Genomic DNA, 25,065 nt, shown 5'->3' with positions numbered 1-25,065 from the left:
CTGGCTGAAAGCTTCCGGGACTAGGATCGCCCACCACTACCGGCAACAGACCGGTTGTTAACAACAACAATGGTGATTCCCGATGTCCGCTCGTACCCGCCTGTTTGCCCCGACTCCACCCGTACGCCTCGTGCCTTTCGTTCTGCGCTGACCCAACCGGTTCGCCATTCCCTAGCCGCGCTACGCCTGGAGTATTCCTATGCTGACTTTCCTTGGCTTTGCCATGGTCATCACGTTCATGTTCCTGATCATGACCAAGCGCCTGTCTGCGCTGATCGCCCTGATCATCGTACCGATCCTGTTCGCGCTGTTCGGCGGCTTTGCCCCGCAGATCGGCCCGATGATGCTCGCGGGCATCACCAAGCTTGCGCCGACCGGCGTAATGCTGATGTTTGCCATCCTCTATTTCGCCTTGATGATCGACTCCGGCCTGTTCGACCCGGCCGTGCGCAAGATCCTCAAGCTGGTCAAGGGCGACCCGCTGAAGGTCTCGGTCGGCACCGCCGTGCTGGCCCTGGTGGTATCACTGGACGGAGACGGCGCCACCACCTACATGATCTGCGTGGCCGCCATGCTGCCGCTGTACCAGCGCATCGGCATGAGCCCGCGGATCATGGCCGGCCTGATCATCCTCGCCGGTGGGGTGATGAACATGACCCCATGGGGTGGCCCGACCGCCCGCGCCGCCAGTGCATTGCACGTGGACCCATCGGATATTTTCGTACCGATGATTCCAGCCATGGCCGCCGGCGTCGTCGCCATCCTGGTGATTGCCTATATGTACGGCAAGCGCGAACGGGCACGCCTGGGCGAGTTGCACCTGCAAGGCGATGAAATCGACCACAGCGAAATCAGCGTCTCGCAATACCCGGACGCCCGCCGTCCGAAACTGATCTGGTTCAACGGCGCACTGACCTTCGCCCTGATGTGCACCTTGATCGCCGGCCTGTTGCCACTGCCAGTACTGTTCATGGTGGCCTTCAGTATCGCGATGATCGTCAACTACCCGTGCCTGCAGATGCAGAAAGACCGGATCGCCGCCCATGCCGGCAGCGTCCTGGCGGTCACCGGCCTGATCTTCGCCGCCGGTATCTTCACCGGCATCCTGTCCGGTACCGGCATGGTCGATGCCATGTCCAAGAGCCTGCTGGCCGTCATCCCTGACGCGCTGGGGCCTTATCTGGCCGTGATCACCGCGCTGGTGAGCATGCCGTTTACCTTCTTCATGTCCAACGATGCCTTCTACTACGGCGTTCTGCCGGTACTGGCCGAAGCCGCCAGCCACTACGGCATCACTGCCGTGGAAATGGCCCGCGCCTCAATCGTTGGCCAGCCTGTGCACTTGTTGAGCCCACTGGTTCCATCGACCTACTTGCTGGTAGCCCTGGCGGGTATCGAATTTGGCGATCACCAGCGCTTCACCCTCAAGTGGGCGGTGCTGGTGTGCCTGTGCATAATGGTCGCCGCTTTGCTGATGGGGATTTTTCCGCTGTTCAGCACTCTATAATCGTACAACTCACTGCGCCGGCTCTTAAGGCTGGCGCGGTCTAACACTCGCTCAAAGGAATACACATGGAATGGCTGACCAATCCGGAAATCTGGATTGCCTTCTTCACCCTGACGGCCCTCGAGATCGTCCTGGGCATCGATAACATCATCATGATTTCGATCCTGGTCAGCCGCATGCCCAAGCACATGCAGGCGCGTACCCGGATCTTCGGCCTGGCGCTGGCGATGGTCACGCGGATCCTGTTGCTGCTGTCGATCACTTGGGTCATGCGCCTCACCGACGATCTGTTCGTGGTGTTCGGCCAAGGCATTTCCGGCCGCGACCTGATCCTGTTCTTCGGTGGCCTGTTCCTGCTGTGGAAAAGCTCCCAGGAGATGTACCACGCCCTGGAAGGTGAAGACGAAACCCACGACGAGCCGAAGGGCGCCGGTGGCAAGTTCATCTACACCATCATCCAGATCGCGATCATCGACATCGTGTTCTCCCTGGACTCGGTGATTACCGCCGTTGGTATGGTTTCCCACGTACCGGTGATGGTGGCCGCGATCATCGTCGCCGTACTCGTGATGATGCTGGCCGCTGGCACCATCAGCGATTTCATCGACAAACACCCGTCGCTGAAGATGCTGGCGCTGTCGTTCCTGCTGGTGGTGGGTACCGTGCTGATCGCCGAAGCCTTCGACGTTCACGTGCCAAAAGGCTACGTTTACTTCGCCATGGCGTTCTCCCTGGCGGTTGAAGCGGTGAACATCAAGATGCGTACCGCCATCGCGAAAAAGAAGAAACAGCAGGACCCTGTGAAACTGCGCAAGGACATTCCGGGTCAATAACCTGGACCCGCTGCTGAAAAAGGGGCTTTAGAGCCCCTTTTTTTCATCTGCAAAAAGCTGATTTCATGACAGTTTTGTTTCAATCCCGACTTTAGCTATGCGATGCTGGCGCCGAGCCCATTCGCCAACTACAGCTTAAGTACAAGACGTAGAACGGCACGCGGCACTATTCACTTGCTCCGATTGGAGCACGACTCAACACAGGGGGCCCAGCATGCTGACCCTGCTCAATCTGCTTTCCGCGGTAACCCTGCTGATCTGGGGCACGCACATCGTCCGTACCGGCATCCTGCGGGTCTACGGCTCCAACTTGCGCCAGGTCATCGGGCAGAACATGTCCAAGCGCTGGCTGGCGTTTATCGCCGGCATCCTGGTGACGGCCATGGTGCAAAGCAGCAACGCCACGGCGATGCTGGTGACTTCGTTTGTCGGCCAGGGCCTGATGGGCCTGATGCCCGCCCTGGCGACCATGCTCGGTGCCGATGTCGGTACCGCGCTGATGGCCCGGGTGCTGACCTTTGACCTGTCGTGGCTGTCGCCGCTGTTGATTTTCCTCGGGGTGATTTTCTTCCTGTCGCGCAAACAGACACGCGCCGGGCAGATGGGCCGTGTCGGGATCGGCCTCGGGCTGATCATCCTTGCGCTGCAACTGATCGTCGAAGCCGCGGGCCCGATCACCCACGCGCAGGGCGTCAAGGTCCTGTTCGCCTCGCTGACCGGCGACATCTTGCTCGATGCCCTGGTCGGCGCACTGTTCGCGATGATCTCCTACTCCAGCCTGGCCGCCGTCCTGCTGACCGCGACCCTCGCCGGTGCCGGCGTGATCGGCCTGCACGTGGCCATCGGCCTGGTGATCGGCGCCAACATCGGCAGCGGCGTGCTGGCCTTCCTCAGCACCAGCATGCAGAACGCCGCCGGGCGCCAGGTGGCCCTGGGCAGCCTGCTGTACAAGCTGATCGGCTTGCTGCTGATCATCCCGGTACTCGACCCGCTGGTCGGCTGGATGGATAACCTGGACTACAGCGCCCAAGGCATGGTGATCACCTTCCACCTGCTCTATAACGTTATTCGCTGCCTGATCCTGCTGCCCACCATCGGCCCGATGTCCCGCTTGTGCGCCTGGTTGCTCCCGGAACGCGAAGAGGTCAACGGCCTGGCCAAGCCGCGCCACCTGGACCTGGCAGCACTCGCCACCCCAAGCCTGGCACTGGCCAACGCCGCCCGCGAAACCCTGCGTCTGGGCGACCTGATCGACAACATGCTGACCTCGATGCTGGAAGTGCTGCGCGGCAAGCAAACCGCCATCACCCAGGAAATGCGCAGCCTGAGCGACGATGTCGAGGCGCTCTACAGCGCGATCAAGCTCTACCTCGCGCAAATGCCCCGGGAAGACCTCAGCGAACAGGACAGCCGACGCTGGGCCGAGATCATCGAACTGTCGATCAATCTGAAACTGGCCGGCGACCTGATCGAACGCATGCTGCGCAAGGTCCAGCAGCAAAAGACCTCCCAGCGCCGCTCATTCTCCGAAGTCGGCCTGGAGGAACTCGCGGGCCTGCAAACCCAACTGATCGCCAACCTGCGCCTGGGGCTCTCGGTGTTCCTCAGTGCCGACCCGGAAAGCGCCCGGCAACTGCTGCGGGAAAAGCGCCGCTTCCGCGCCCAGGAGCGTCGCCTGGCCCACGCCCACGTCAGCCGCTTGCAACGTAAAATCGTACAGAGCCTGGAGACCAGTTCCTTGCACCTGGAGCTGATTGCCGACATGAAGCGTCTCAACTCGCTGTTCTGCAGCAGCGCTTATGTGGTGCTGGAAACCACCGACACCGGCGCCCTCTCGGCGGACGATATTGCCGACATCACCCATTCGCCCTGAACGTACGACGGCGAGTGAAGTCAGTTAACAATGGACCTCACTCGCCAGGAAGCCTGTTATGCGTCGCCTGCTATTCGCCTGCCTGCTCATGGGTTCGGCACACACCTTTGCCTTTGACCGCCTGCAAGTCGAGGGCTACACCCTGCCCAACGGCCTGCAATTGCTGCTCAAGCCGGGCACCGAACGCGGCCACGTGGCAATCCGCCTGGTGGTGGGTGTGGGCCTGGATGACTTCAGTTGCGAAGACAAGGAACTGCCGCACCTGCTGGAGCATTTGCTGTTCAGCGGAATCGACGGTGGCGGCGAAGGTGAGCTGGAAGAACGCATGCAAGCCCTCGGCGGCGACTGGAACGCCTACACCAGCAATGCCGACACCACTTTCGTCATCGAGGCTCCGGCGCAGAACCAGCGCAAGGTGCTCGACCTGCTGCTGGCCATCATCACCCGCACCCAATTGACCGACGCCAACATCAATGCCGCCAAACAGGTGGTGGAGCGCGAAGACGGCGGCCATTACTCACACCTGCAACGGCTGCTGGACCGCCAGGACCTCGGCCACAAGGCCAGCAGTCAGCTTGCCGTCGAACTGGGGCTCAAATGCGCCGAGCGGGCCGAAGTCGAGCACCTGACCCGCGACCAGTTGGAAAAGCTGCGCAAGGCCTGGTACGCCCCCAACAACATGACCCTGATCATCGTCGGCGACCTCGACAAGCTGCTGCCGGCCTATCTCGAACGCACTTACGGCGCACTGGATCCGGTTGACCCCAGCGAACATCGCCCGTTGCCGGAGATTCAACACGCCGCCGCCGTCCGCCTCGACCTGATCCACGGCTGGGTCGGTGACAACGCCAAGCTGCACTGGTTATTCCCCGAGCCGGTGCTGGACGACCAGTACGATGAAACCTTCGACCTGCTCAAGGACTACCTGGATTGGGCGCTGTATCGTCAATTGCGCTTGCAGCACGGCTTGTCCTATGGCCCATGGAGCGAGCGCGAAGTGCTGGGCGGCGTCGGCTTCATGAGCCTCAACGCCGACCTTGAACGCGACAACCTGCCCGAAGCCGAGCACGTGCTGGAAACCCTCAGGGCCCAACTGCTCAAGGACGGCCTCGACCCGGCCACCTTCGCCCGCCTGCAACAAGCCGCCATTGCCCGCCAGGCGTGGGCCGTTCAAGGCAACAGCGCGTTGGCCGACTATTACTGGAGTGCCTCGGGCGACTACGCCAAAGGGCATTTCAGCGACCCGGCCAAGCGCATCAAGGCCGTCAGCCTGGAGCAAGCCAACCAGGCCATGCGCGAGTTGTTCAAGCAGAACGGCTACTGGCGCATCGAGAAACCGTTGTTCAGCTACGATAGCCTCAACTGGATCGCCGCAGGCGCACTGGGGCTGATTGCGATTGTGTTACTAGGTGTGTGGCGTTATCGCAAAGGGATTGCGTAATCGGGCCCCGAGAAAACGGCTAAAACGTTATTCTGTCTGGGATTTTTCCTACAAAGACTGTGAACTGCCGAATGCCTATCCTGACCCACACCATCCAGCGCATCCTCGAGCTGATGAAGCGCTACCCAGGGGTGATTGCACTCGGCGGTTTCATCTCGGGTGTGGGCAGCTTCATCCTGGTGGATCGCCAGCAAGGCATGGCCAGCTGGATCGCGATCATCATGCTGGTGAGCTGGTTATGGCTGATGCTCGAAAACAGCCTCACCCAGCTGTTCAGCAAAGTCTTCAAACGGGAAATCCCCGAACCGCTGCTGCGCTACGCCACGCAGATGATCCATCAGGAAAGCCTGTTTTTTGTCCTGCCGTTCTTTTTTGTCACCACCACCTGGAACAGCGGCCAGTCGATCTTTACCGGCCTGCTGGGCGCGGCGGCACTGGTATCGATCACCGACCCGCTGTACTACAAGTGGCTGGCACCCAAGCGCTCGCTGTTTCTCGCACTGCACACCCTGACCCTGTTCGCAGCCCTGCTGACCGCGCTGCCGATCATCCTGCACCTGACCACCGCCGAGAGTTACAAACTGGCCCTCGGCGTGGCGATGGCGCTCTCTATCCCGAGCCTGGCCGTGAGCCTGCCGCTGCGTAGCATCAAGGGCTGGGCGATGCTGTTGGGGGTTACCGCAGCGATTGGTTGCGCCGGCTGGTTCCTGCGCACTTGGGTGCCACCCGCGACGCTGTGGATGACCGAAGTGGCCATCAGCACCCAATTGCAGGACCGCACGCCCGGCGATGACCTAAAAGAAGTCAGCGCCGCCCAACTGCGCAGCAGCGGGCTGTATGCCTACACCGCGATCAACGCACCGCGCGGCCTGGATGAGCGGATCTACCATGTGTGGAAATTCAACGGCAAGGAAGTCGACCGCATCGCCCTGGACATCCATGGTGGGCGCAAGGAAGGCTATCGGGCCTGGACCCACAAGCAGAACTTCCCCCCCGACTCGGTAGGACGCTGGCAGGTACGGGTGCTGACCGAAGATGGCCAAGTGATCGGCGTATTGCGCTTCAAGGTGACTGACCCCGGTCAGGGCGCTACAACGCCAGACGCGCCAAAGTAGGCAGGATCGTGCTATTACGTAGGAATTCTGGAATAGCCAAACAAGCTCGGAGCTTATGACCAGTAGCACAACGGCCGGTGCAGCCCATCTGGACACGTCCACCCAGCCTCCATTGCTGAGGATTACAGGGGATTGGACGCTTGCCCACTATGCCAACCTGAAGAAGCTGTCGGAAAAGCTCGACGGCCAGTACGACGCTGGCGCACGTATCGACCTTAACGGCCTCGGCGCCCTGGACACGGCCGGCGCCTCGCTGCTGGTGGAATTGCTCGGCCCCGAGCGCATCGAACAGTCCGCCGAACAGACCGACTGCAGCCTCTCGACCGCCGACCGCGCGTTACTGAAAACCGTCTACCGCTCTCTGAACGACTTCTGTGTGCCGGTCAAGGAACCCGAAGAAGCCGCCGGCATCATGTTGCTGGCGCGCATCGGCGGCGCGGTCTACACCGTCTGGCAAGACGGCATGAAACTGCTGGGCTTTATCGGCCTGATCCTCGAAACCTTCGCCCGTGGCGTATTCCGGCCCAAGCGCTGGCGCGTGACGCCAATGGTTGCGCATATCGAACAAACCGGCCTCGATGCGGCCCCCATCGTGGCCTTGCTGACCTTCCTGGTGGGCGCAGTGGTGGCGTTTCTCGGTGCCACGGTGCTGGCCAGTTTTGGCGCGAGTATCTTCACCGTGGACCTGGTGGCGTTCTCCTTCCTGCGGGAGTTCGGCGTGTTGCTCACCGCGATCCTGATGGCGGGCCGCACTGCCAGTGCCTTCACCGCACAAATCGGCTCGATGAAGGCCAACGAAGAGATCGATGCGATCCGCACCCTGGGCCTCGACCCGATGGAGTTGCTGGTGCTGCCCCGCGTACTGGCGTTGCTGGTGGCGCTGCCGATGCTGACGTTCCTGGCAATGCTCTCGGGCATTATCGGCGGCGGTGTGGTGTGTGCCGTGGCCCTGGATATTTCGCCGGCAATGTTCCTGTCGCTGCTGCAATCGGACATTGGCGTGCAGCACTTCCTAGTCGGCATGGTCAAGGCGCCGATCTTCGCGTTCCTGATCGCGGCCATCGGCTGCCTCGAAGGTTTCAAGGTCAGCGGCAGCGCCGAGTCCGTCGGCGCCCACACCACCTCCAGTGTGGTGCAATCGATTTTCGTGGTGATCGTGCTGGATGCGGTCGCCGCACTGTTCTTCATGGAGATGGGCTGGTGAGTCGTCTGCGCCGTGCGCCCACTGAGGCGGTGATCGAAGTCCGCGGGCTGTGCAACCGGTTTGGTTCGCAAAGCGTGCACGAGAACCTCGACCTGGACTTGTACAAGGGTGAAATCCTCGCCGTCGTCGGTGGCTCCGGCAGCGGCAAGTCGGTACTGCTGCGCAGCATCATTGGGTTGCGCCAGCCCAGCGAAGGCCAGGTGCGGGTGTTCGGGCAGAACTTGCCGAGCCTGTCGGAACACGAGCGGTCGCTGGTGGAGCGGCGCTTCGGCGTGCTGTTCCAGAAGGGCGCGCTGTTTTCCTCGCTGACGGTCACCGAGAACGTTGCGTTGCCACTGATAGAGCATGCCGGCCTCAGCCGTCCCGATGCCGAGCACCTGGCGGCAGTGAAACTGGCGTTGGCCGGGCTGCCGCTGTCGGCCGCCGACAAATACCCCTCGTCACTCTCCGGCGGCATGATCAAGCGCGCGGCCCTGGCCCGTGCCCTGGCTCTGGACCCGGATATCCTGTTTCTCGACGAACCCACCGCCGGCCTCGACCCGATCGGCGCCGCCGCCTTCGATCAACTGATCCTGACCCTGCGCGATGCGTTGGGCCTGAGCGTGTTCCTGGTCACCCACGACCTCGACACGCTGTACACCATCACCGACCGTGTAGCGGTGTTGGCGCAGAAAAAGGTACTGGTGGCGGATGCCATCGATGTCGTCTCGGAAACCGACGACGCCTGGATTCACGAATACTTCCATGGCCCACGGGGCCGCGCGGCATTGGATGCCGCTCAACTGCTCAACGAGGTATGACATGGAAACCCGAGCCCATCATGTGATGATCGGTCTGTTCAGCGTGATCGTCGTGGTCGGCGCCATGCTGTTTGGCCTGTGGCTGGCCAAGTCCAGCGTCGACAGCGCATTCCAGGATTACGAAGTGGTGTTCAACGAGGCGGTCAGTGGGCTGTCCCAAGGCAGTGCCGTGCAGTACAGCGGGATCAAGGTGGGCGACGTCACCAGCCTGCGCCTCGACCCGAAAGACCCGCGCCGGGTGCTGGCGCGCATCCGCCTGGCCGGGCAGACGCCGATCAAGGAAGACACCCAGGCCAAGCTGGCCCTGACCGGCATCACCGGCACCTCGATCATCCAGCTCAGCGGCGGTACGCCCCAAAGCCCTGAGCTCAAGGGCAAGGACGGCAACCTGCCGGAGATCATTGCGTCGCCATCGCCGATCGCGCGACTGCTGAACAACAGCAACGACCTGATGACCAGCATCAACTTGCTGCTGCACAACGCCAATCACATGTTCTCCCGGGAGAACGTCGAGCGCCTCAGCAATACCCTGGACAACCTGCAACAGACCACCGGCGCGATTGCCGATCAGCGCGGCGACATCAAGGTGGTGATGCAGCAATTGATGCAGGTGAGCAAACAGGCCAGCGCCACCCTGGAGCAAACCACCGCGTTGATGCGCAACGCCAACGGTTTGCTCAACGACCAGGGCAAGCAGGTTTTCGGCAGTGCTGAAAAGGCCATGCAGTCCCTTCAACAGAGCACGGCCACGATCGACACCTTGCTGACCAACAACAAGGATTCCCTGAACAGCGGCATGCAGGGTCTCAACGAACTGGCGCCAGCGGTGCGCGAGCTGCGCGAAACCCTGGGTTCGTTGCGCGCCATTTCCCGCCGCCTGGAAGCCAACCCCAGCGGTTACCTGCTGGGCAGCGACAAGAACAAGGAGTTCACGCCATGAAGCGTGCGTACCAAATGATCGCCCCCGTTGCGCTGGTATTGGTCAGTGCGTGTTCCATCCTGCCGAAGGCGGATCCCTCGGACGTGTACCGGTTGCCATCGGCGCAGGCCGCCACGCAGGCCAGCCCGGTGGCCTGGTCGCTGCGGGTGGCGAAGCCGCAGACCAGCGAATTCCTCGACAGCCCGCGGATTGCCGTGGTGCCTAACGGTGACTTGATCAGTAGTTACGCGAATTCCCGCTGGAGCGATCCAGCCCCCGTGCTGTTGCGTAATCGGTTGCTGGACGGGTTCCAGCGGGATGGGCGGGTGACGTTGCTCAGTACCGATGAGACCAATCTGCAGGCGGACTTTGAGTTGGGCGGGCAGTTGCAGGCGTTTCAGAGTGAGTATCGCGGCAGCGCAGTTGAAGTGGTGATACGGCTGGACGCACGGTTGGTGCGCGGCAGTGATCAACGGATTATTGCCAGCAAGCGGTTCGAGGTGAGGCAGCCGGTGGGGGATACCAAGGTGCCGGCGGTGGTGGCCGGGTTTGGTCAGGCTGGCGATGTACTGAACAGGCAGGTGGTGGATTGGGCCGTCGGCCTGGGAAGCCGCGCTTTTGTGGCGAGGGAGCTTGCTCCCGTTGGGCTGCGCAGCAGCCCCAAAACCAGTCAATGAGCTTTGACTGACACACCTGAGATAACTGACTGGGGCCGCTTCGCGGCCCAACGAGAGCAAGCTCCCTCGCCACAGGGATTCAGGTCTTAGCCGAAGAACCAGTAGCACACCGCAATCGCCGCCACCACACCAGCAAACTCCGCCAACAACGCACACCCCACCGCATGCCGTGCCCGCTGGATTCCCACCGAGCCAAAGTACACCGCCAACACATAGAACGTGGTCTCGGTGCTGCCCTGAATCGTCGCCGCCACCAGCGCCGGGAAGCTGTCCACGCCCTGGGTCTGCATCGTCTCGATCAACATCGCCCGCGCCGCACTGCCGGAGAACGGCTTGACCATCGCCGTCGGCAGCGCATCGACAAAGCGCGTGTCCATGCCGGTCCAGGCCACCACGTGGCGGATGCCTTCCAGGCCGAAATCCAGCGCGCCGGACGCCCGCAACACGCCCACTGCACACAGCATCGCCACCAGGTACGGCAGCAGGTTCTTGGCAACGTCGAAGCCCTCTTTGGCACCTTCGACAAACGCTTCGTAGACCTTCACCTTGCGCAGCGCGCCGATCACCAGGAACAACATGATCAGCCCGAACAGCGTGAGGTTGCCGAGGATCGACGACAGCCCCGCCAGCGCCGTGGCTGAGAGCGTCGCCAGCAAGGCCATGAAGCCACCCAGTACCAGCGCACCCGGAATCAGATACGCCAGCACCACCGGGTCCCACAGCCGCAGGCGTTGCATCACCGCCACCGACAACAGGCCCACCAGGGTCGAGGCGCTGGTGGCCAGCAGGATCGGCAGGAACACCAGCGTCGGGTCCGCCGCACCTTGCTGGGCGCGGTACATGAAGATGGTGACCGGCAGCAGGGTCAGGGAAGACGCGTTGAGTACCAGGAACAGAATCTGCGCGTTGCTGGCGGTATTGGGGATAGGGTTGAGCTCTTGCAGCGCCTTCATGGCCTTGAGGCCGATGGGCGTAGCGGCGTTATCGAGGCCCAGGCCGTTGGCGGCGAAGTTGAGCGTGATCAAGCCGATGGCCGGGTGACCGGCAGGCACTTCCGGCATCAGGCGCCGGAACAGTGGCCCCAGGGCCTTGGCCAGCCAGTCGACGATCCCGGCTTTCTCGGCGATACGCAGGAAGCCCAGCCACAAGGTCAGGGTGCCGAACAGCAACACCATCACCTCGACCGACAGCTTGGCCATGGCGAAAATGCTTTCCACCATGGCCGCAAAGATCCCGGCATTCCCGCCGATCAGCCATTGCGCCAGCGCAGACACCATCGCCACGATAAAGAAGCCAAGCCACAGGCCATTGAGCATCAGTTGAATCCCCCGAAAGATGGGGCGAATGATAGCGGGGCTGGCAGAAACGACAAACCCCGGATTTTCCGGGGTTTGTGTAGGAGCCAGTCCTGGCGGTCAGCCGCGAGTGGTCTCGCCGGCCGGCAGTGCTTGCTTGGTGCGCCAGTGCGGCAGGGAGTTCCAGTAGCGCTCGCCCTTGGCATCGTCGTACATGCCTTCCCAACGGGAGATGACCAGTACGGCCAGGGCGTTACCGATCACGTTCAGTGCGGTACGGGCCATGTCCATGATGCGGTCGACACCGGCGATGAACGCCAGGCCTTCCAGCGGAATGCCCACGCTGCCCAGGGTCGCCAGCAGTACCACGAACGACACACCCGGTACGCCGGCGATGCCTTTGGAGGTGACCATCAGGGTCAGCACCAGCATCAGTTGCTGGCCAATCGACAGGTCGATGCCATACAGCTGGGCGATAAAGATCGCCGCGATGCTCTGGTACAGGGTCGAACCGTCGAGGTTGAACGAGTAGCCGGTCGGTACCACGAAGCTGCAGATCGCCTTCGGCGCGCCGTAGGCTTCCATCTTCTCGATCACACGCGGCAGCACGGTTTCAGAGCTGGCAGTGGAGTAGGCCAGCACCAGCTCATCCTTGAAGATGCGCATCAGCTTGATCACTGAGAAGCCGAACAGGCGGGCGATCAGGCCCAGGACCACAAAAGCAAAGAACAGGATGGCGACGTAAACCAGGATCACCAGCTTGGCCAGCGGCAGCAGCGAGGCGAAGCCGAAGTTGGCGACGGTCACCGCGATCAGGGCAAATACACCGATCGGGGCGTATTTCATGATCATGTGGGTGACTTTGAACATGCTCTCGGACACGCCCTGGAACATGGTCACCAGGGGCTCGCGCAATTCAGGCTTGAGGCTCGACAAGCCGAGGCCGAACAACACCGAGAAGAAGATGATCGGCAGCATGTCGCCACGGGCCACGGCGGCGAAGATATTCGACGGGATCAGGTTGAGGATCGTCTCGATGAACGCGTGCTCGTGCTGGACCTCGGCGGCGGTGGCCGTGTATTTGGAAATGTCGACGGTACCCAGGGTACTCATGTCGATGCCGGTACCCGGATGGAACAGGTTGGCCAGCAACAGGCCGACCACAATGGCAATGGTGGTGACCACTTCGAAGTAAAGGATGGTTTTAACGCCGATCCGGCCGAGCTTTTTCGCATCGCCAACACCGGCGATTCCGACAATCAGCGACGAAATCACGATCGGGATAACGATCATCTTGATCAGGCGGATAAAGATATCGCCAGCGGGCTGCAACACGTTGCTGATCCACCAGGCCTTTTCAGCACTGAAATGGTTAAGCACCGCACCGATTGCAATCCCCAGCACCAGACCGATGAGGATCTGCCAGGCGAGGCTTAGCTTTGCCTTCTTCATGTCATTACCCTTACTTCAAGTGGACTCAGGCAGATGCGCCAGCAGCTGGAACGCTCGAGAGCGAAAAAGTGTGTGCATCTGCCCCCGTAGAAGGTCACCGCAGTTGGCCGATATGGCTCACTGGCAGGCGAAAAAAGGCGCAACTATTCCGATGCAAGGAGGCGACGTCTAATGCCGTAAACGCCTACCCTATGCCGAATCGGCATGAGTTTTTTTGAGTTTTTCTGTCTGAACGGTCAGTTCGAATACGACATTTCGGCAGGCATAAATGCCGCGAACCGGCCATTTCAGGCTCGCGCAGGGTTTTTTGAAAATCTACGGTCGCGGTTGAAAACCCCTGAAAATTCCTACGCATACCATCGAAAAACTCGTCTGGCAGGAGACAAACTTTCTCGATAGATGGTCACGCGGAAACACCAAGAAATGGTTGGGCGGACGCAAAAAGGAGAATTGCCGCTATGGGCGGCATGACAGAAGCGGGCATAGGAGCCGCAAGCCCGTCGCAAGTTCCACAAACCATCGGCTTGGGAACTTGCGTCGCAGCTTTTCACCTGACCCGGCCCTTGCGCAGGCACTCCCTGTCCCCGTAGGTCACGCCGATCCAAACGATCAGAGCAACCCGGCCCCCTGGTCATGCACCACCCTTGTCGGGCGATGCAAACAGAAAGAAGCACGGCGCTTCTTTCTATGGACGTTAAGCCGGTAGACGACAGCGTCGTCAGACCGAACCTAGTACCAATTCGGATCTTTCTTGAGCTGTTCCATCAGCAGCTTTTGCATGCCTTCGTCCGGCTTGCCAAGAAAACGGTAGTCGGCGTGCCGCGTTGGCGATTTGTCCGCGGGCAAGCCCGCCGGGACTTCTACCAACATCGCGTAAGCATCTTCCTTGTCGAAGCTGAAAGCGACGATCAGGCGCTTGTTCAGGCATGTGTCTGCGGTTTCACAGAGCGGCCCGACTAAGTACTTGTCACCATCCTCTTCAACGGCATTCATCTGTTCAGCGCTACCCGACAGGTTCATCACCCATTCAGGCAGGCGCTCTTCCTTCTTGACCACGCTCTGCCAGGTCTCGCGGTACTGCGGGTCCGCACTCAGCAGTTCGTTGGCTCGGGACTGGCCATCATTGGCAGCCAGCACCAAGCCGCTGCCGCCCAACAACAGGGCGGCAGCCAGGACTTTAAGGGACGAGTTGAACATGCTTAGCCTCGACCACGACGGCCAAAGAAGAAGGAAGCGATGAACATCACCAGGAAGACCACAAACAGAATCTTGGCGATACCCGTGGCGGTGCCCGCGATACCACCGAAGCCCAGGACTGCAGCCACAATGGCGATGATCAGAAATGTGATTGCCCAACTCAACATGGTGATTCTCCTTACGCTTCTTTTAGGGGTAACAGCGGTAGTGCCTGCGGTCGCTCGATTCGAGGACCGTGTATTGCCTAGAACACCCAGCGTTCCTGCGATGGCAGGTCGCCGAGGGTGGAGTCCTGTTCAACCGCCGCCAATTGCGGGGTTGTCACATCGGCGGCAGTGCTGCCGACGGAGCGGAAATGGGTCTGGGTCATCATCGGACGTTCAAACTGCACGACTTGCTGCTGACTCTGCTGCCAATGCGCCAATTGCTGACCGCCAATCAAGGTCACCATCAGGGCCAGGCTGGCAAACAGCCCCTGTTGCAGGCGCAGTGGCGATACACGCAGTTGGGTCAGGCTTTGGCGAGTCATGCTGTATCTCTCCCGCATTCTGATTATTCGTAGATGAAACTCGTATGAGGTGTATTGCAGCCTGCGTGCCAGTTTTTTAACAAAATAAAAATCAATAAAATCAACAAGTTAAAAACAAAAGCGCTTTGACACCACGAGCATCCTGCACGATGCCCCTATCCTTGCCGTGCGAAATGCACGATGGTCACTGGTCGGATCAAGGGATAGGAAGGCAACGTTCGACTGCCGAAGTGGCAAGAGGGAGACAAAAACGCCTTTTGTGGGCGTCTTTGTAAGAAGAAGCGCAGATAGCTGCGCGGTGACGGCTTTAATCAATCAGAATAAACCATGCAACTTGCCCGATTATTCCGGGACTAAACAACATCATTCATTCTTAAGGGAGCGCGGGACAGATGGAATCAGCCAAGGAACTTCAAGGCCGCATTCTTTTAGTGGATGACGAATCCGCGATCCTTCGCACCTTCCGTTACTGCCTGGAAGATGAAGGCTACACCGTAGCCACCGCCAACAGCGCCGCCCAGGCCGATGCCTTGTTGCAACGCCAGGTGTTTGACCTGTGCTTCCTGGACCTGCGCCTGGGCGAAGACAACGGTCTGGACGTACTGGCGCAAATGCGTATCCAGGCGCCGTGGATGCGCGTGGTGATCGTCACGGCCCACTCGGCCGTCGACACCGCCGTGGATGCGATCCAGGCCGGCGCGGCCGACTACCTGGTAAAGCCTTGCAGCCCCGACCAATTGCGCCTGGCCACGGCCAAGCAGCTGGAAGTGCGCCAGCTCTCGGCACGCCTGGAAGCCCTGGAAGGCGCAGTGCGCCAGCCCAAGGACGGCCTCGACTCCCATAGCCCGGCGATGATGGTGGTGCTGGAAACCGCACGCCAGGTGGCGGGCACTGATGCCAACATCCTGATTCTCGGCGAATCCGGCACCGGTAAAGGTGAACTGGCCCGGGCGATCCACGGTTGGAGCAAACGCGCGAAAAAATCCTGTGTCACCATCAACTGCCCGTCCCTGACGGCGGAACTGATGGAAAGCGAGTTGTTCGGTCATAGCCGTGGTGCGTTTACCGGCGCCAGCGAAAGCACCCTCGGCCGCGTCAACCAGGCCGATGGCGGCACCTTGTTTCTCGACGAGATCGGCGACTTTCCGCTTACTTTACAACCCAAGTTGCTGCGCTTTATCCAGGACAAGGAATACGAGCGCGTCGGCGACCCGGTGACTCGCCGTGCCGATGTGCGAATCCTCGCCGCAACCAACCTGAACCTGGAAGACATGGTTCGCGACGGCCGTTTCCGCGAAGACCTGCTGTATCGCCTGAATGTCATCACCTTGCACCTGCCGCCCCTGCGCGAACGCAGCGAAGACATCCTGACCCTGGCCGACCGCTTCCTGGCGCGCTTCGTGAAGGAATATGCGCGGCCGGCGCGCGGCTTCAGCGATGAAGCCCGTGAGGCACTGCTCAACTACCGCTGGCCGGGGAACATCCGTGAGCTGCGCAACGTGGTTGAGCGGGCCAGCATCATTTGCCCGCAGGAAAAAGTTGAGATCAGCCACCTCGGCATGGCCGAGCAGCCGACCAACAATGCCCCGCGTATCGGTGCGGCGTTGAGCCTGGATGAACTGGAAAAGGCGCATATCGGCGCCGTGCTGGCCACCAGCGACACCCTGGACCAGGCGGCCCGAACCCTTGGCATTGATGCGTCGACGCTGTATCGCAAACGCAAACAATACAACCTGTGAGCTGTAGCCTATGAAGCTTGCGATGACCCTGCGCACTCGGTTGTTCCTGAGTATTTCCGCGCTGATCACCGTCGCCCTGTTGGGGTTGCTGCTGGGGCTGGTGAGCGTCATGCAAATGGCCAAGACCCAGGAATCGTTGATTCGCAGCAACTTCATCACATTGGACCTGGGGCTCAAGCTTCGGCAGACCCTCGGCGACCAGTTGATGATCATGCTCAATGAACAGCCGAATACCGCTGCGCTGGAGGACTCCAAGCAACGCTATTTCGCCCTGTTGCAGCAAGGTATCGACCACGAACAAAAGGACGCGGTAACCAGCGGTTTTACCCAGGCCAAGACCAATTACCTGAGCTTTCTCGAGGCGTTCGATGAAAAGGAGAATGCTCCGCCGCAACTGCGCAACAACGACGAGCTGACCAAACGCTTCAACATCCTGCGCAACGGCCTGATCGCCGAGCACAAGAAAGCCCTGGATAACATCAACGATACCGAACACAAGTCCCGTGAACGTGCGCTGCTGATTGCCGGCCTGCTGGGCCTGGTCGGGCTGGCCGTGCTGATCATCGGTTTCGTTACCGCCCACGGTATCGCCCGACGCTTTGGCGGGCCGATCGAAGCGCTGGCCAAGGCCGCCGACAAGATCGGCCAGGGCAACTTCGAAGTCACGCTGCCCATTTCATCCGCAGCGGAAATGAACCTGTTGACCCGACGCTTCGGCATCATGGCCGAGGCGTTGCGCCAGCATCAGGCAACCAATGTCGACGAGCTACTCGCCGGGCAGCAACGCCTGCAAGCGGTGCTCGACAGCATCGACGACGGCCTGCTGATGATCGACCGCCAGGGTCGCCTGGAACACCTTAACCCGGTGGCACAACGTCAACTCGGCTGGGACGAGAATCGCCTGGGCCAAGGCCTTGGCGACGCCCTGGGCCGCCCGGAACTGGATGAACAGCTGCAGCTGGTACTGCGCGGCGGCAACCTGGAGCGCGCACCTGAAGACCTGGAAGTAGAGGTTGAGGGTGAGCTGCGCCTGCTGACGTACAGCCTGACGCCGGTCAGCCATACCCAGGGGCACATTCTGGGCGCGGTGATGGTGCTGCATGACGTTACCGAACAGCGTGCCTTTGAACGAGTGCGCAGTGAGTTTGTATTGCGCGCGTCCCATGAATTACGCACGCCGGTGACGGGCATGCACATGGCCTTCGGCTTGTTCCGGGAACGGGCGAAGTTTCCTGCGGAGTCGCGCGAAGCGGACCTGCTGGATACGGTCAACGAGGAAATGCAGCGCCTGATGCAGTTGATCAACGACTTGCTCAACTTCTCGCGCTACCAGAATGGCTTGCAGAAACTCACCTTGGGCCCGTGTGACATCAGCGACCTGCTCGAACATGCCCGCGCCCGCTTCGCGGAGCAGGCGAATGCGCAGAACATCGAGCTGCTGGTTGAGGAACAATCCCCGCTACCGAGGTTGCATGCCGATCGAGCGCAGCTGGAAAGGGTGCTCGACAATTTGCTGGGCAATGCCCTGCGGCACACAGCCGACGGTGGGCAGATCCGCTTGCAGGCGCGTCGTCATGGCGAACGGGTGATTGTCAGCGTTGAAGACAACGGTGAAGGCATTGCCTACGGCCAGCAGGGACGAATCTTCGAACCGTTTGTGCAGGTAGGCCGCAAGAAAGGCGGCGCCGGGCTGGGCCTGGCGCTGTGCAAGGAGATCGTGCAATTGCACGGTGGCCGCATGGGGGTGTATTCGCGGCCGGGGCAGGGGACGCAGTTCTACATGGCGTTGCCCCTGTAGGACCAACGCGCCAACCGTTATTGGTGATTCAACGCCCGCAGGATCGCAGCACTTTCGGCATCCGGCGTCCCATCAAACAGCGACGCCCGGAAATGCATCTGGAACGCGGCCACCACATGCCGCGTCGCCACATCCAGCTCGCCCGTCTGCGGCGTCGGATAGCCCAGCTTCGCCAACTCTTCCTGGAACCAGGTAATGCTCGGCAGATCGGCTGCGTACTGCACCTGGTAACGGGCCACCGCCTTGGCGTCCGGCCACATGCCCAGCCCTTCATCCGCCAGGCGCTTCCAGGGGAACAACGGCCCCGGGTCCAGCTTGCGCAGCGGGGCAATGTCGCTATGGCCGATGATGTTTCGCGGGTCGATGCCGTTGCGTTTGGTGATGTCCTTGAGCAGCACCACCAGCGACTGCACCTGCGCTTCGGAATAGGGATACCAGACGCGGCCCGTCGGCAAATCCCGATAACCCGGGTTCACGATCTCGATCCCGATGGAGCTGGAGTTGAGCCAGGTGCGGCCCATCCATTCACTTTCTCCGGCATGCCAGGCGCGCTGGCTTTCATCCACGAGCTTATAGATGGTGGCCGAGGCGTTATCACCGATCAGGTAATGACTGCTGACCTGGCCATGGGTCAACAGCGCCAGGGAGCGCTCAAGGGACGCCGAGGTGTAGTGCACGACGACAAACTGCACACGATTGTCGTGGTTCACCGAAGGATGACTGGTGTCCAGGCGAGGGCCGCTCGCGCAACCGGCGAGCAGGAGAAACAGAAAGGCAGAACACAGAAGTTTCATGGCAGCAAATAGTACGCTTAAGACGATAATGCAACAGTGTAACGTACCGTTTGCTGCCAGGCGGCCAAATGCGATGTTTTAAACAAAATGGAACATTTCCGGTCAGGCCGCCTGCACCTGATTACGCCCCGCCGCCTTGGCACGATATAACGCCTCGTCAGCGCGCTTGAGCGCCAGGTCACTGCGTTCTCCCGGCTGAAACTGCGCCATGCCCATGGACACCGTAATCGTCACCGGCTCGCCCTTGAAGTGAAACGGGCAGGCTTGGATGGCTGCACGCAGGGTTTCGCCCACCGCCAACGCATCGGACAGCGACGAGTTGGGCATCAGCAGCACAAACTCTTCACCGCCAAAACGCGCGATGAAGTCGTTCGGCCGCAGGCGTTTGCGAAGCACCGTGGCGATGATCTTCAGCACCTTGTCGCCCGCCAGATGACCATAGCCGTCGTTGATGCGCTTGAAGTGATCGAGGTCCAGCATGGCCAGTGACAGGTTATTTCCACGCTGGTGCCAGGCGTTGACCTCCTGCTCCAGGCGCTCGCTCCAGGCAGCGCGGTTGGGTAGTGCGGTGAGCGGATCGATCAGGGCTTTCTGGCGCTGAACCTCAAGGTGTTCACGGTAGCCCTGAGCCTCTTGCTCCATATTGGCGACCCGTTCGGCCAGGCCCTTGAGCCGTGCAGCCACTTCCTGTTCGCGCTGGTCACGCTGGTGGCGGTGTTCATCCATGGTGCCCAGCAACCCTTCGAGATGGCTCTCCAGCACGTGCTTGAGGCTGTCGAGGTCCGCGGCATCCTGCATGCTGGTTTGCAAACCATCCACTTGTTCGCGGATCTGGGTATCCAGTTCCCTGGCCGCCGAGCGGCTGTCGGCGTGGCCGTCACTGGCGACCTGCAGGTGCCCCTGGAACGCCTCGAGACGATCGTTGAGTTGCTTGAGGTAGGCTTCAAACTCGTGCTGGCCGCTGTCGGTGATCGCCAGCATCAACACCGCCAGGTCATCGAGGATCGGCAGCAATTCGTACCAGTTCAATCCGTGGGCCAGGCGTTCACGCATGGCTTCGGCCTGGGGCCGATGGCGCTCGGGCAGCGAGAGGTCTTCCAGTAAGCCGAGCAGGGTATCTTCGATGTGCTTGGCCACCGAACTGTAAGACGGCTCGGGAGTGTCGGGCAGGGCGTAGGCTTGATCCGCTTGCAGCTCGTCTGGGTTCAGCTCTGCCTGCTCGGGCGATTCTTGCGGTTCATCGGCCAGGACCGGGGGCAGGGAAAGACTGCCGATCTCTGTCCGCTCCGGCTCACGGGCCTGCACCTCTGGCACCTCGACCATGGCGGCGAGAGCGCTCTCAAGCTCAACCTCCGCTTCGATCGGTTGCTCGGGTTCTAGCGTTTCGATAAGCGTAGCGGGTGCCTCGACGACAGGCGCTGTGACCGCGACGGCCGGAACAACAGGCACTGCTTCGCTGACAGCGTCGGTAGCCTCTACTGGCGATACCGGCTCAGGGGGCGACTCGATGGGGGCCGGGACCTTCGGCTGCGGTGCAAAAGCCCGCAGCGCCTGGGCCAGTTCTGCCGATTGCGCCGGCGCTTCAACTTCACCCACCGGGCTGGGCTTTGGCGCAGCAGGCGCCGGAGAAGCCGGGCGGGATGGCGTGGGCGCTTCAACCTCCGGCGTGTCGATTGCGTCCTTGGTGCCAAACAGACGCTGCAACAGCCCCGGGCTCGAACGGCTGGTTTCGCCCTCCGGCTCCAGGTTACTCAGCGCCTGCCCCTGCAGGCCGCTCAGCTCGCTCAGCAACAGCGGGATCTCCCGCGCCTGGCCAACCCGACCGTCCAGCTGCTTGGCGAAAGCCTTCAGCGGGCGACTCACGTCCCGTGGCAAGGGCAGTTTCTGCAACTGAGTGACCAGGGCCGTCAACGCGCTGCCGATCTGGTCAACCCGGGTTTCGCGGCGCTGCTCCGAATCCAGCACGGCCTTTTCCAGGCGCGGCAGCAATGCAGCGAGGGCGGCGTCCATGTCGTCGGTGCGCACCACATCGCGCATTTCCTTCATGCATTGGTCAACCGCTCGGTCGGTCCCTTCTGCCGCCAGGGTGCTGCGCACCAGCCCTCGGCGCAGCAGGTCGAGGCGGGCGGCCCAGCGACGCTCGAGCTTTTCTTGTTGCTCGACGCTTTTAAGGTATTTCTCTTTCCAACGCTGGGCGTCGTCGCTCATGCAAGGGGTCCGCGAGGGCCGGGGCTCAACGCGGGCAATGCATCAGCCGTGAGCGAACCCGGCAGACGAATCTCTACCGCGACGGGCAGGTGATCGGAGATGGGCTGCGCCAGTACCTGCACACTTTCGAGTGTCAGGGTCGGGCTGAGCAGGATGTGATCAAGACAACGTTGCGGTCGCCAGCTGGGAAAGGTGGCTTCGACTTGCGGCGCCAGCAACCCAAGGTCGCGCAACGGGGAATTCTGTAGCAGGTCTGTGGCATGGGTGTTCATGTCACCCATCAGCACCTGGTGTTTGTAGCCGCCAATCAACTCACGGATGTAGGCCAACTGCATGGTTCGGGTTCGAGCCCCCAGTGCGAGGTGCATCATCACCACGACCAATGCTTCCGGCCCTTCGCCGAATCGTACGAGAATTGCACCGCGGCCTTTCGGGCCAGGCAACGGGTGGTCCTCGATCGCCCACGGCTTCAGGCGGCTGAGCACACCATTGCTGTGCTGGCCGAGTTTGCCGAGGTTGCGATTGAGTTGCTGATACCAGTAGGGAAAGGCACCGAGTTGCGCAAGGTGTTCGACCTGGTTGATGTAGCCGGAACGCAGGCTGCCACCGTCGGCCTCCTGCAGGGCTACCAGGTCGAAGTCACCCAGCAGGTCGCCGATCTTTTGCAGATTGCCGGCACGCCCATTGTGGGGCAGCAGGTGCTGCCAGCCACGGGTCAGGTAATGCCGGTATTTCTCGGTACTGATACCCACCTGGATATTGAAACTGAGCAGGCGCAACCGACTGTCAGCCGGCAGGCCCGTGGATTCCAGGTGATGTTCGTTGACCTTCGGGTCATGCAGGCCAACGACACGTTCAGTACCCCAGCGACGCATGACGGGCCCCTTACTTGGCTGCGCGCTCTTTGGCGATCAATTGGTCGGCCACGTTCAGCGCCTGCTCTTCGCCGCCGGCACTGCCGATGTCAAAGCGGTATTTGCCGTTGACGATCAGCGTCGGTACGCCTTGCACGCCGTATTTCTGGGCCAGTTCCTTGTATTGGGCCATCTTGCCCTTCACAGCGAACGAGTTGAATGTCTCCAGGAACTTGGTTTTGTCGACGCCTTGGGTGGCGACGAAATCGGCCATGTCTTCAGGCTTCACAAGGCGCTTGCCTTCTTTCTGGATGGCATTGAAGACAGCCGCGTGAACCTTGTGTTCTACACCCATGGTGTCCAGGGTAATGAACAGCTGGCCGTGGGCGTCCCATGGGCCGCCGAACAGGGCAGGAATACGTTTGAAGTTCACGTCCTCAGGCAGCTTCTCGACCCACGGATTGATGACTGGCTCAAAGGCGTAGCAATGCGGGCAGCCATACCAGAACAGCTCCACCACTTCGATCTTGCCCGGTACGGAAACCGGCACAGGATTGGTCAATTCGACATAGGTTTTACCGGCTTCAAGCGGCACATTATCGGCAGCTTGTGCGGTCATGCCGAAAAGGCTGGCAGTGACGAGAGCGGCGCTGAGGATCAGATTACGCATGCTTTACTCCTGGACAAATAAAGTCGCCTCACGCGACCTTTGTTGTGACAGGTCTACGCGGGCATGAGTTCGTTAGTGTAACGGCACCGGCCACAAAAAAGGGCGGCCTGGGCCACCCTTTTTATGCTTGCATCGACGGATTAATCGAGCGTTAACGTAGCCGGGGCACTTAGTGCAGGCCCTGGATGTATTGGGACACGGCTTCGATGTCCTTGTTGCTGAGTTTCGCGGCGATGCTCTGCATGATCTTGGTATCGCCGTCATTGGTGCGATTGCCTTCGCGGAAGTCTGTCAGCTGTTTGCCGATGTACTGGGCATGCTGGCCGCTCAAGTGCGGGAAGCCAGCGGCAGCAAGGCCTGCGCCGTTAGGCGAGTGGCAGCCGAGGCAGGAAGGCATGCCTTTTTCCAGGTTGCCGCCGCGGAACAATTCTTCACCGCGGGCCACCAGTTTCGGATCAGCAGCTCCCACACTGCCTTTCTGGCTGGCAAAATACGCCGCGATATCCGCCAGGTCCTGATCGCTGAGGTTGGTCAACAAGCCGGTCATTTCCAGGACCATACGCTTGCCGTCCTTGATGTCGTGCATCTGCTTGGTCAGGTAACGCTCACCCTGGCCGGCCAGTTTTGGAAAGTTAGGCGCCGGGCTATTACCGTCCGGTCCATGGCAAGCACCACATACGGCGGCTTTCGCCTGGCCAGCAGTGGCGTCGCCTGCGGCATGGGCAACACCGGTGATGCCCAGGGTCAACAGCAGACTCACGATCAGTTTGTTCATCAGCTAATCCAACTACGGCTAAGGGTTAAAGAGTTATGGACCGGGTTCACTCACCATCAACTGAATGACGGCATGGTAATCCTCGGTACTGCAGTCCATGCACAAACCACGCGGCGGCATCGCCTTGAAACCCTGGGTCACGTGTTGCACCAGCGTGTCCATACCTTGAGCCAATCTTGGCTTCCAGGCTGCCTGGTCACCCCGTCCAGGGGCGTTGGGCAGCTGTCCGGCATGGCAGGCCCCGCAAAAGCGGTTGTACACAGCCTCCGGTTCCTGTGTAGCCTGCGCACTGTAAAGTGGCATCAAGAAACCGAAGGCCAGCAGCCACTTGGTCATACATCGACCTTTTCAGGGTTTGAGAGCGTTTTGCGTTCTAATGCGCAATAAAGGTCTATCGCTCCCGTGAACTTCATCCTTCGCTGGGACAAAGCACACACAAAATCTGCGGCATTATATACTGGCGCTACTGAAACGGAAACGACACCGCTTGCCGCACCTATTCCCGGCACCGCCCACATCGGAAAACTCATGCAACTCAAGAATCCCATCCTCGGCCTGTGCCAACAGTCCACCTTCATGCTCAGCGCCGCCAAAGTCGACCAATGCCCCGATGACGAAGGCTTCGAAGTCGCATTCGCCGGCCGTTCCAACGCCGGCAAATCCAGCGCGCTGAACACCCTGACCCACGCCAGCCTGGCCCGCACCTCGAAAACCCCGGGGCGCACACAGCTCCTCAACTTCTTCAAGCTAGACGATGATCGGCGTCTGGTCGACCTGCCGGGCTACGGTTATGCAAAAGTACCTATCCCGCTGAAGCTGCACTGGCAGCGTCACCTCGAAGCGTATCTGGGTGGCCGGGAGAGTTTGAAGGGTTTGATTCTGATGATGGACATCCGTCATCCAATGACCGACTTCGACCTGTTGATGCTCGATTGGGCCGTCGCCAGCGGCATGCCGATGCACGTCCTGCTGACCAAGGCCGACAAACTGACCTACGGCGCAGCGAAAAACACCCTGCTCAAAGTGCAGGCAGAAATCCGAAAGGGTTGGGGTGATGCGGTGACTATCCAGTTGTTCTCGGCGCCAAAACGCATGGGCCTGGAAGATGCCTACACTGTATTGGCAGGTTGGATGGAACTGGCTGACAAAGGTTCGGAAGCCGCCGAGTAAAAACTCGGGGCAAAAAAAACCCCGGACTTCGTATGGGGAGGGGAAGTTCGGGGTCCAAGTTCCGGACCGCTAGGGCGGGGTCCAGATATCTGCCAACACTTAACACAACATAGGAGCATTGAAGGGCTTCACCACCCATTCAGTAACTCTGAGTAGCAATTCACGGGTTAAGTTCCGGCACGTTCAAAAAACTATTGGAAATAACCCGCCGCGTT

The 25,065-nt window shown here is 60.7% G+C and carries 23 protein-coding genes; 12 read left to right on the top strand and 11 right to left on the bottom strand.

The features are described from left to right. Positions 1 to 199 precede the first annotated feature (199 nt). The 9 genes from HX821_RS05850 to HX821_RS05810 all read left to right on the top strand — a co-directional run bounded on the left by HX821_RS05850 (position 200) and on the right by HX821_RS05810 (position 10,369). Positions 200 to 1,507 carry a CitMHS family transporter gene (locus HX821_RS05850; RefSeq protein WP_003214766.1) on the top strand — a complete coding sequence of 436 codons (1,308 nt, stop codon included), beginning with the start codon at positions 200 to 202 and terminating at the stop codon, positions 1,505 to 1,507. Positions 1,508 to 1,572: 65 nt separating this feature from the next. After that, positions 1,573 to 2,340, top strand: coding sequence for a TerC family protein (locus tag HX821_RS05845; RefSeq protein ID WP_003214768.1), 768 nt, complete (start codon positions 1,573 to 1,575; stop codon positions 2,338 to 2,340). 214 nt (positions 2,341 to 2,554) lie between these two features. Next, complete coding sequence (locus tag HX821_RS05840) at positions 2,555 to 4,213, top strand: Na/Pi cotransporter family protein (RefSeq protein ID WP_003214770.1); 1,659 nt, start codon at positions 2,555 to 2,557, stop codon at positions 4,211 to 4,213. Between the two features lie 58 nt (positions 4,214 to 4,271). Further along, entirely contained in the window at positions 4,272 to 5,654 is a 1,383-nt protein-coding gene (locus HX821_RS05835) for a pitrilysin family protein (protein ID WP_177035400.1), read from the top strand. 71 nt (positions 5,655 to 5,725) lie between these two features. Continuing rightward, positions 5,726 to 6,769 (top strand): DUF5924 family protein, encoded by a 1,044-nt coding sequence (locus tag HX821_RS05830; RefSeq protein ID WP_003214774.1) that lies wholly within the window; start codon positions 5,726 to 5,728, stop codon positions 6,767 to 6,769. 55 nt (positions 6,770 to 6,824) lie between these two features. Then, complete coding sequence (locus tag HX821_RS05825) at positions 6,825 to 7,973, top strand: ABC transporter permease (protein ID WP_032899919.1); 1,149 nt, start codon at positions 6,825 to 6,827, stop codon at positions 7,971 to 7,973. Next, entirely contained in the window at positions 7,970 to 8,773 is an 804-nt protein-coding gene (locus HX821_RS05820) for an ABC transporter ATP-binding protein (RefSeq protein ID WP_003214778.1), read from the top strand. The genes HX821_RS05825 and HX821_RS05820 overlap by 4 nt, the downstream gene beginning before the upstream one ends. Before the next feature lies 1 nt (position 8,774). After that, entirely contained in the window at positions 8,775 to 9,713 is a 939-nt protein-coding gene (locus HX821_RS05815; RefSeq protein ID WP_003214780.1) for an MlaD family protein, read from the top strand. Then, positions 9,710 to 10,369: an ABC-type transport auxiliary lipoprotein family protein gene (locus HX821_RS05810; RefSeq protein ID WP_177022442.1), complete on the top strand. Its 660-nt coding sequence runs from the start codon at positions 9,710 to 9,712 to the stop codon at positions 10,367 to 10,369. The genes HX821_RS05815 and HX821_RS05810 overlap by 4 nt, the downstream gene beginning before the upstream one ends. Before the next feature lie 86 nt (positions 10,370 to 10,455). Here HX821_RS05810 and HX821_RS05805 read toward each other — a convergent pair whose 3' ends face one another. The 5 genes from HX821_RS05805 to HX821_RS05785 form a co-directional block, all read right to left on the bottom strand. Further along, a complete protein-coding gene (locus tag HX821_RS05805; RefSeq protein ID WP_003214785.1) occupies positions 10,456 to 11,685 on the bottom strand; it encodes a nucleoside recognition domain-containing protein in 1,230 nt (409 codons plus the stop codon). A gap of 99 nt (positions 11,686 to 11,784) precedes the next feature. Further along, complete coding sequence (gene gltP, locus HX821_RS05800) at positions 11,785 to 13,116, bottom strand: glutamate/aspartate:proton symporter GltP (RefSeq protein ID WP_003214787.1); 1,332 nt, start codon at positions 13,114 to 13,116, stop codon at positions 11,785 to 11,787. Positions 13,117 to 13,845: 729 nt separating this feature from the next. Continuing rightward, positions 13,846 to 14,313, bottom strand: a complete 468-nt coding sequence (locus HX821_RS05795) for an inhibitor of vertebrate lysozyme family protein (RefSeq protein ID WP_102604421.1) — start codon at positions 14,311 to 14,313, stop codon at positions 13,846 to 13,848. Positions 14,314 to 14,315: 2 nt separating this feature from the next. After that, positions 14,316 to 14,480 (bottom strand): DUF1328 domain-containing protein, encoded by a 165-nt coding sequence (locus tag HX821_RS05790; RefSeq protein WP_003170804.1) that lies wholly within the window; start codon positions 14,478 to 14,480, stop codon positions 14,316 to 14,318. 77 nt (positions 14,481 to 14,557) lie between these two features. Next, a complete protein-coding gene (locus HX821_RS05785) occupies positions 14,558 to 14,842 on the bottom strand; it encodes a hypothetical protein (protein WP_087694545.1) in 285 nt (94 codons plus the stop codon). Positions 14,843 to 15,234: 392 nt separating this feature from the next. On the opposite strand from HX821_RS05785, the gene algB reads away from it, so the two are divergent. After that, positions 15,235 to 16,581: a sigma-54-dependent response regulator transcription factor AlgB gene (gene algB, locus HX821_RS05780; RefSeq protein WP_003214793.1), complete on the top strand. Its 1,347-nt coding sequence runs from the start codon at positions 15,235 to 15,237 to the stop codon at positions 16,579 to 16,581. Between the two features lie 10 nt (positions 16,582 to 16,591). Beyond that, positions 16,592 to 18,379 carry a KinB sensor domain-containing domain gene (locus tag HX821_RS05775; RefSeq protein WP_008439641.1) on the top strand — a complete coding sequence of 596 codons (1,788 nt, stop codon included), beginning with the start codon at positions 16,592 to 16,594 and terminating at the stop codon, positions 18,377 to 18,379. Between the two features lie 17 nt (positions 18,380 to 18,396). Here the strand turns inward: HX821_RS05775 and HX821_RS05770 are convergent, their stop codons facing one another. The 6 genes from HX821_RS05770 to HX821_RS05745 all read right to left on the bottom strand — a co-directional run bounded on the left by HX821_RS05770 (position 18,397) and on the right by HX821_RS05745 (position 24,016). Further along, positions 18,397 to 19,173, bottom strand: coding sequence for an N-acetylmuramoyl-L-alanine amidase (locus HX821_RS05770; RefSeq protein WP_008439640.1), 777 nt, complete (start codon positions 19,171 to 19,173; stop codon positions 18,397 to 18,399). Positions 19,174 to 19,275: 102 nt separating this feature from the next. Further along, positions 19,276 to 21,381 carry a GGDEF domain-containing protein gene (locus tag HX821_RS05765; protein WP_177035399.1) on the bottom strand — a complete coding sequence of 702 codons (2,106 nt, stop codon included), beginning with the start codon at positions 21,379 to 21,381 and terminating at the stop codon, positions 19,276 to 19,278. Then, positions 21,378 to 22,256: an endonuclease/exonuclease/phosphatase family protein gene (locus HX821_RS05760; protein WP_087694547.1), complete on the bottom strand. Its 879-nt coding sequence runs from the start codon at positions 22,254 to 22,256 to the stop codon at positions 21,378 to 21,380. Before HX821_RS05760 ends, HX821_RS05765 begins: the two co-directional genes overlap by 4 nt. A gap of 10 nt (positions 22,257 to 22,266) precedes the next feature. Further along, complete coding sequence (locus HX821_RS05755) at positions 22,267 to 22,905, bottom strand: thiol:disulfide interchange protein DsbA/DsbL (RefSeq protein ID WP_177035398.1); 639 nt, start codon at positions 22,903 to 22,905, stop codon at positions 22,267 to 22,269. Positions 22,906 to 23,074: 169 nt separating this feature from the next. Then, the gene (locus tag HX821_RS05750; RefSeq protein WP_177035397.1) at positions 23,075 to 23,680 is read right to left on the bottom strand and encodes a cytochrome c4; all 606 of its coding nucleotides are present in this window, start codon (positions 23,678 to 23,680) and stop codon (positions 23,075 to 23,077) included. A gap of 33 nt (positions 23,681 to 23,713) precedes the next feature. Beyond that, positions 23,714 to 24,016: a cytochrome c5 family protein gene (locus tag HX821_RS05745; RefSeq protein WP_003214809.1), complete on the bottom strand. Its 303-nt coding sequence runs from the start codon at positions 24,014 to 24,016 to the stop codon at positions 23,714 to 23,716. Positions 24,017 to 24,208: 192 nt separating this feature from the next. Here HX821_RS05745 and yihA point away from each other — a divergent pair, with 192 nt between their 5' ends. After that, positions 24,209 to 24,850 carry a ribosome biogenesis GTP-binding protein YihA/YsxC gene (gene yihA, locus HX821_RS05740; RefSeq protein ID WP_003214811.1) on the top strand — a complete coding sequence of 214 codons (642 nt, stop codon included), beginning with the start codon at positions 24,209 to 24,211 and terminating at the stop codon, positions 24,848 to 24,850. The last annotated feature ends 215 nt before the right edge of the window (positions 24,851 to 25,065 follow it).

Origin of the sequence: Pseudomonas sp. B6001 (genome assembly GCF_013386015.1) — a bacterium.
Lineage (GTDB): Bacteria > Pseudomonadota > Gammaproteobacteria > Pseudomonadales > Pseudomonadaceae > Aquipseudomonas.
This window is presented reverse-complemented; position numbering and strand designations above follow the sequence as displayed.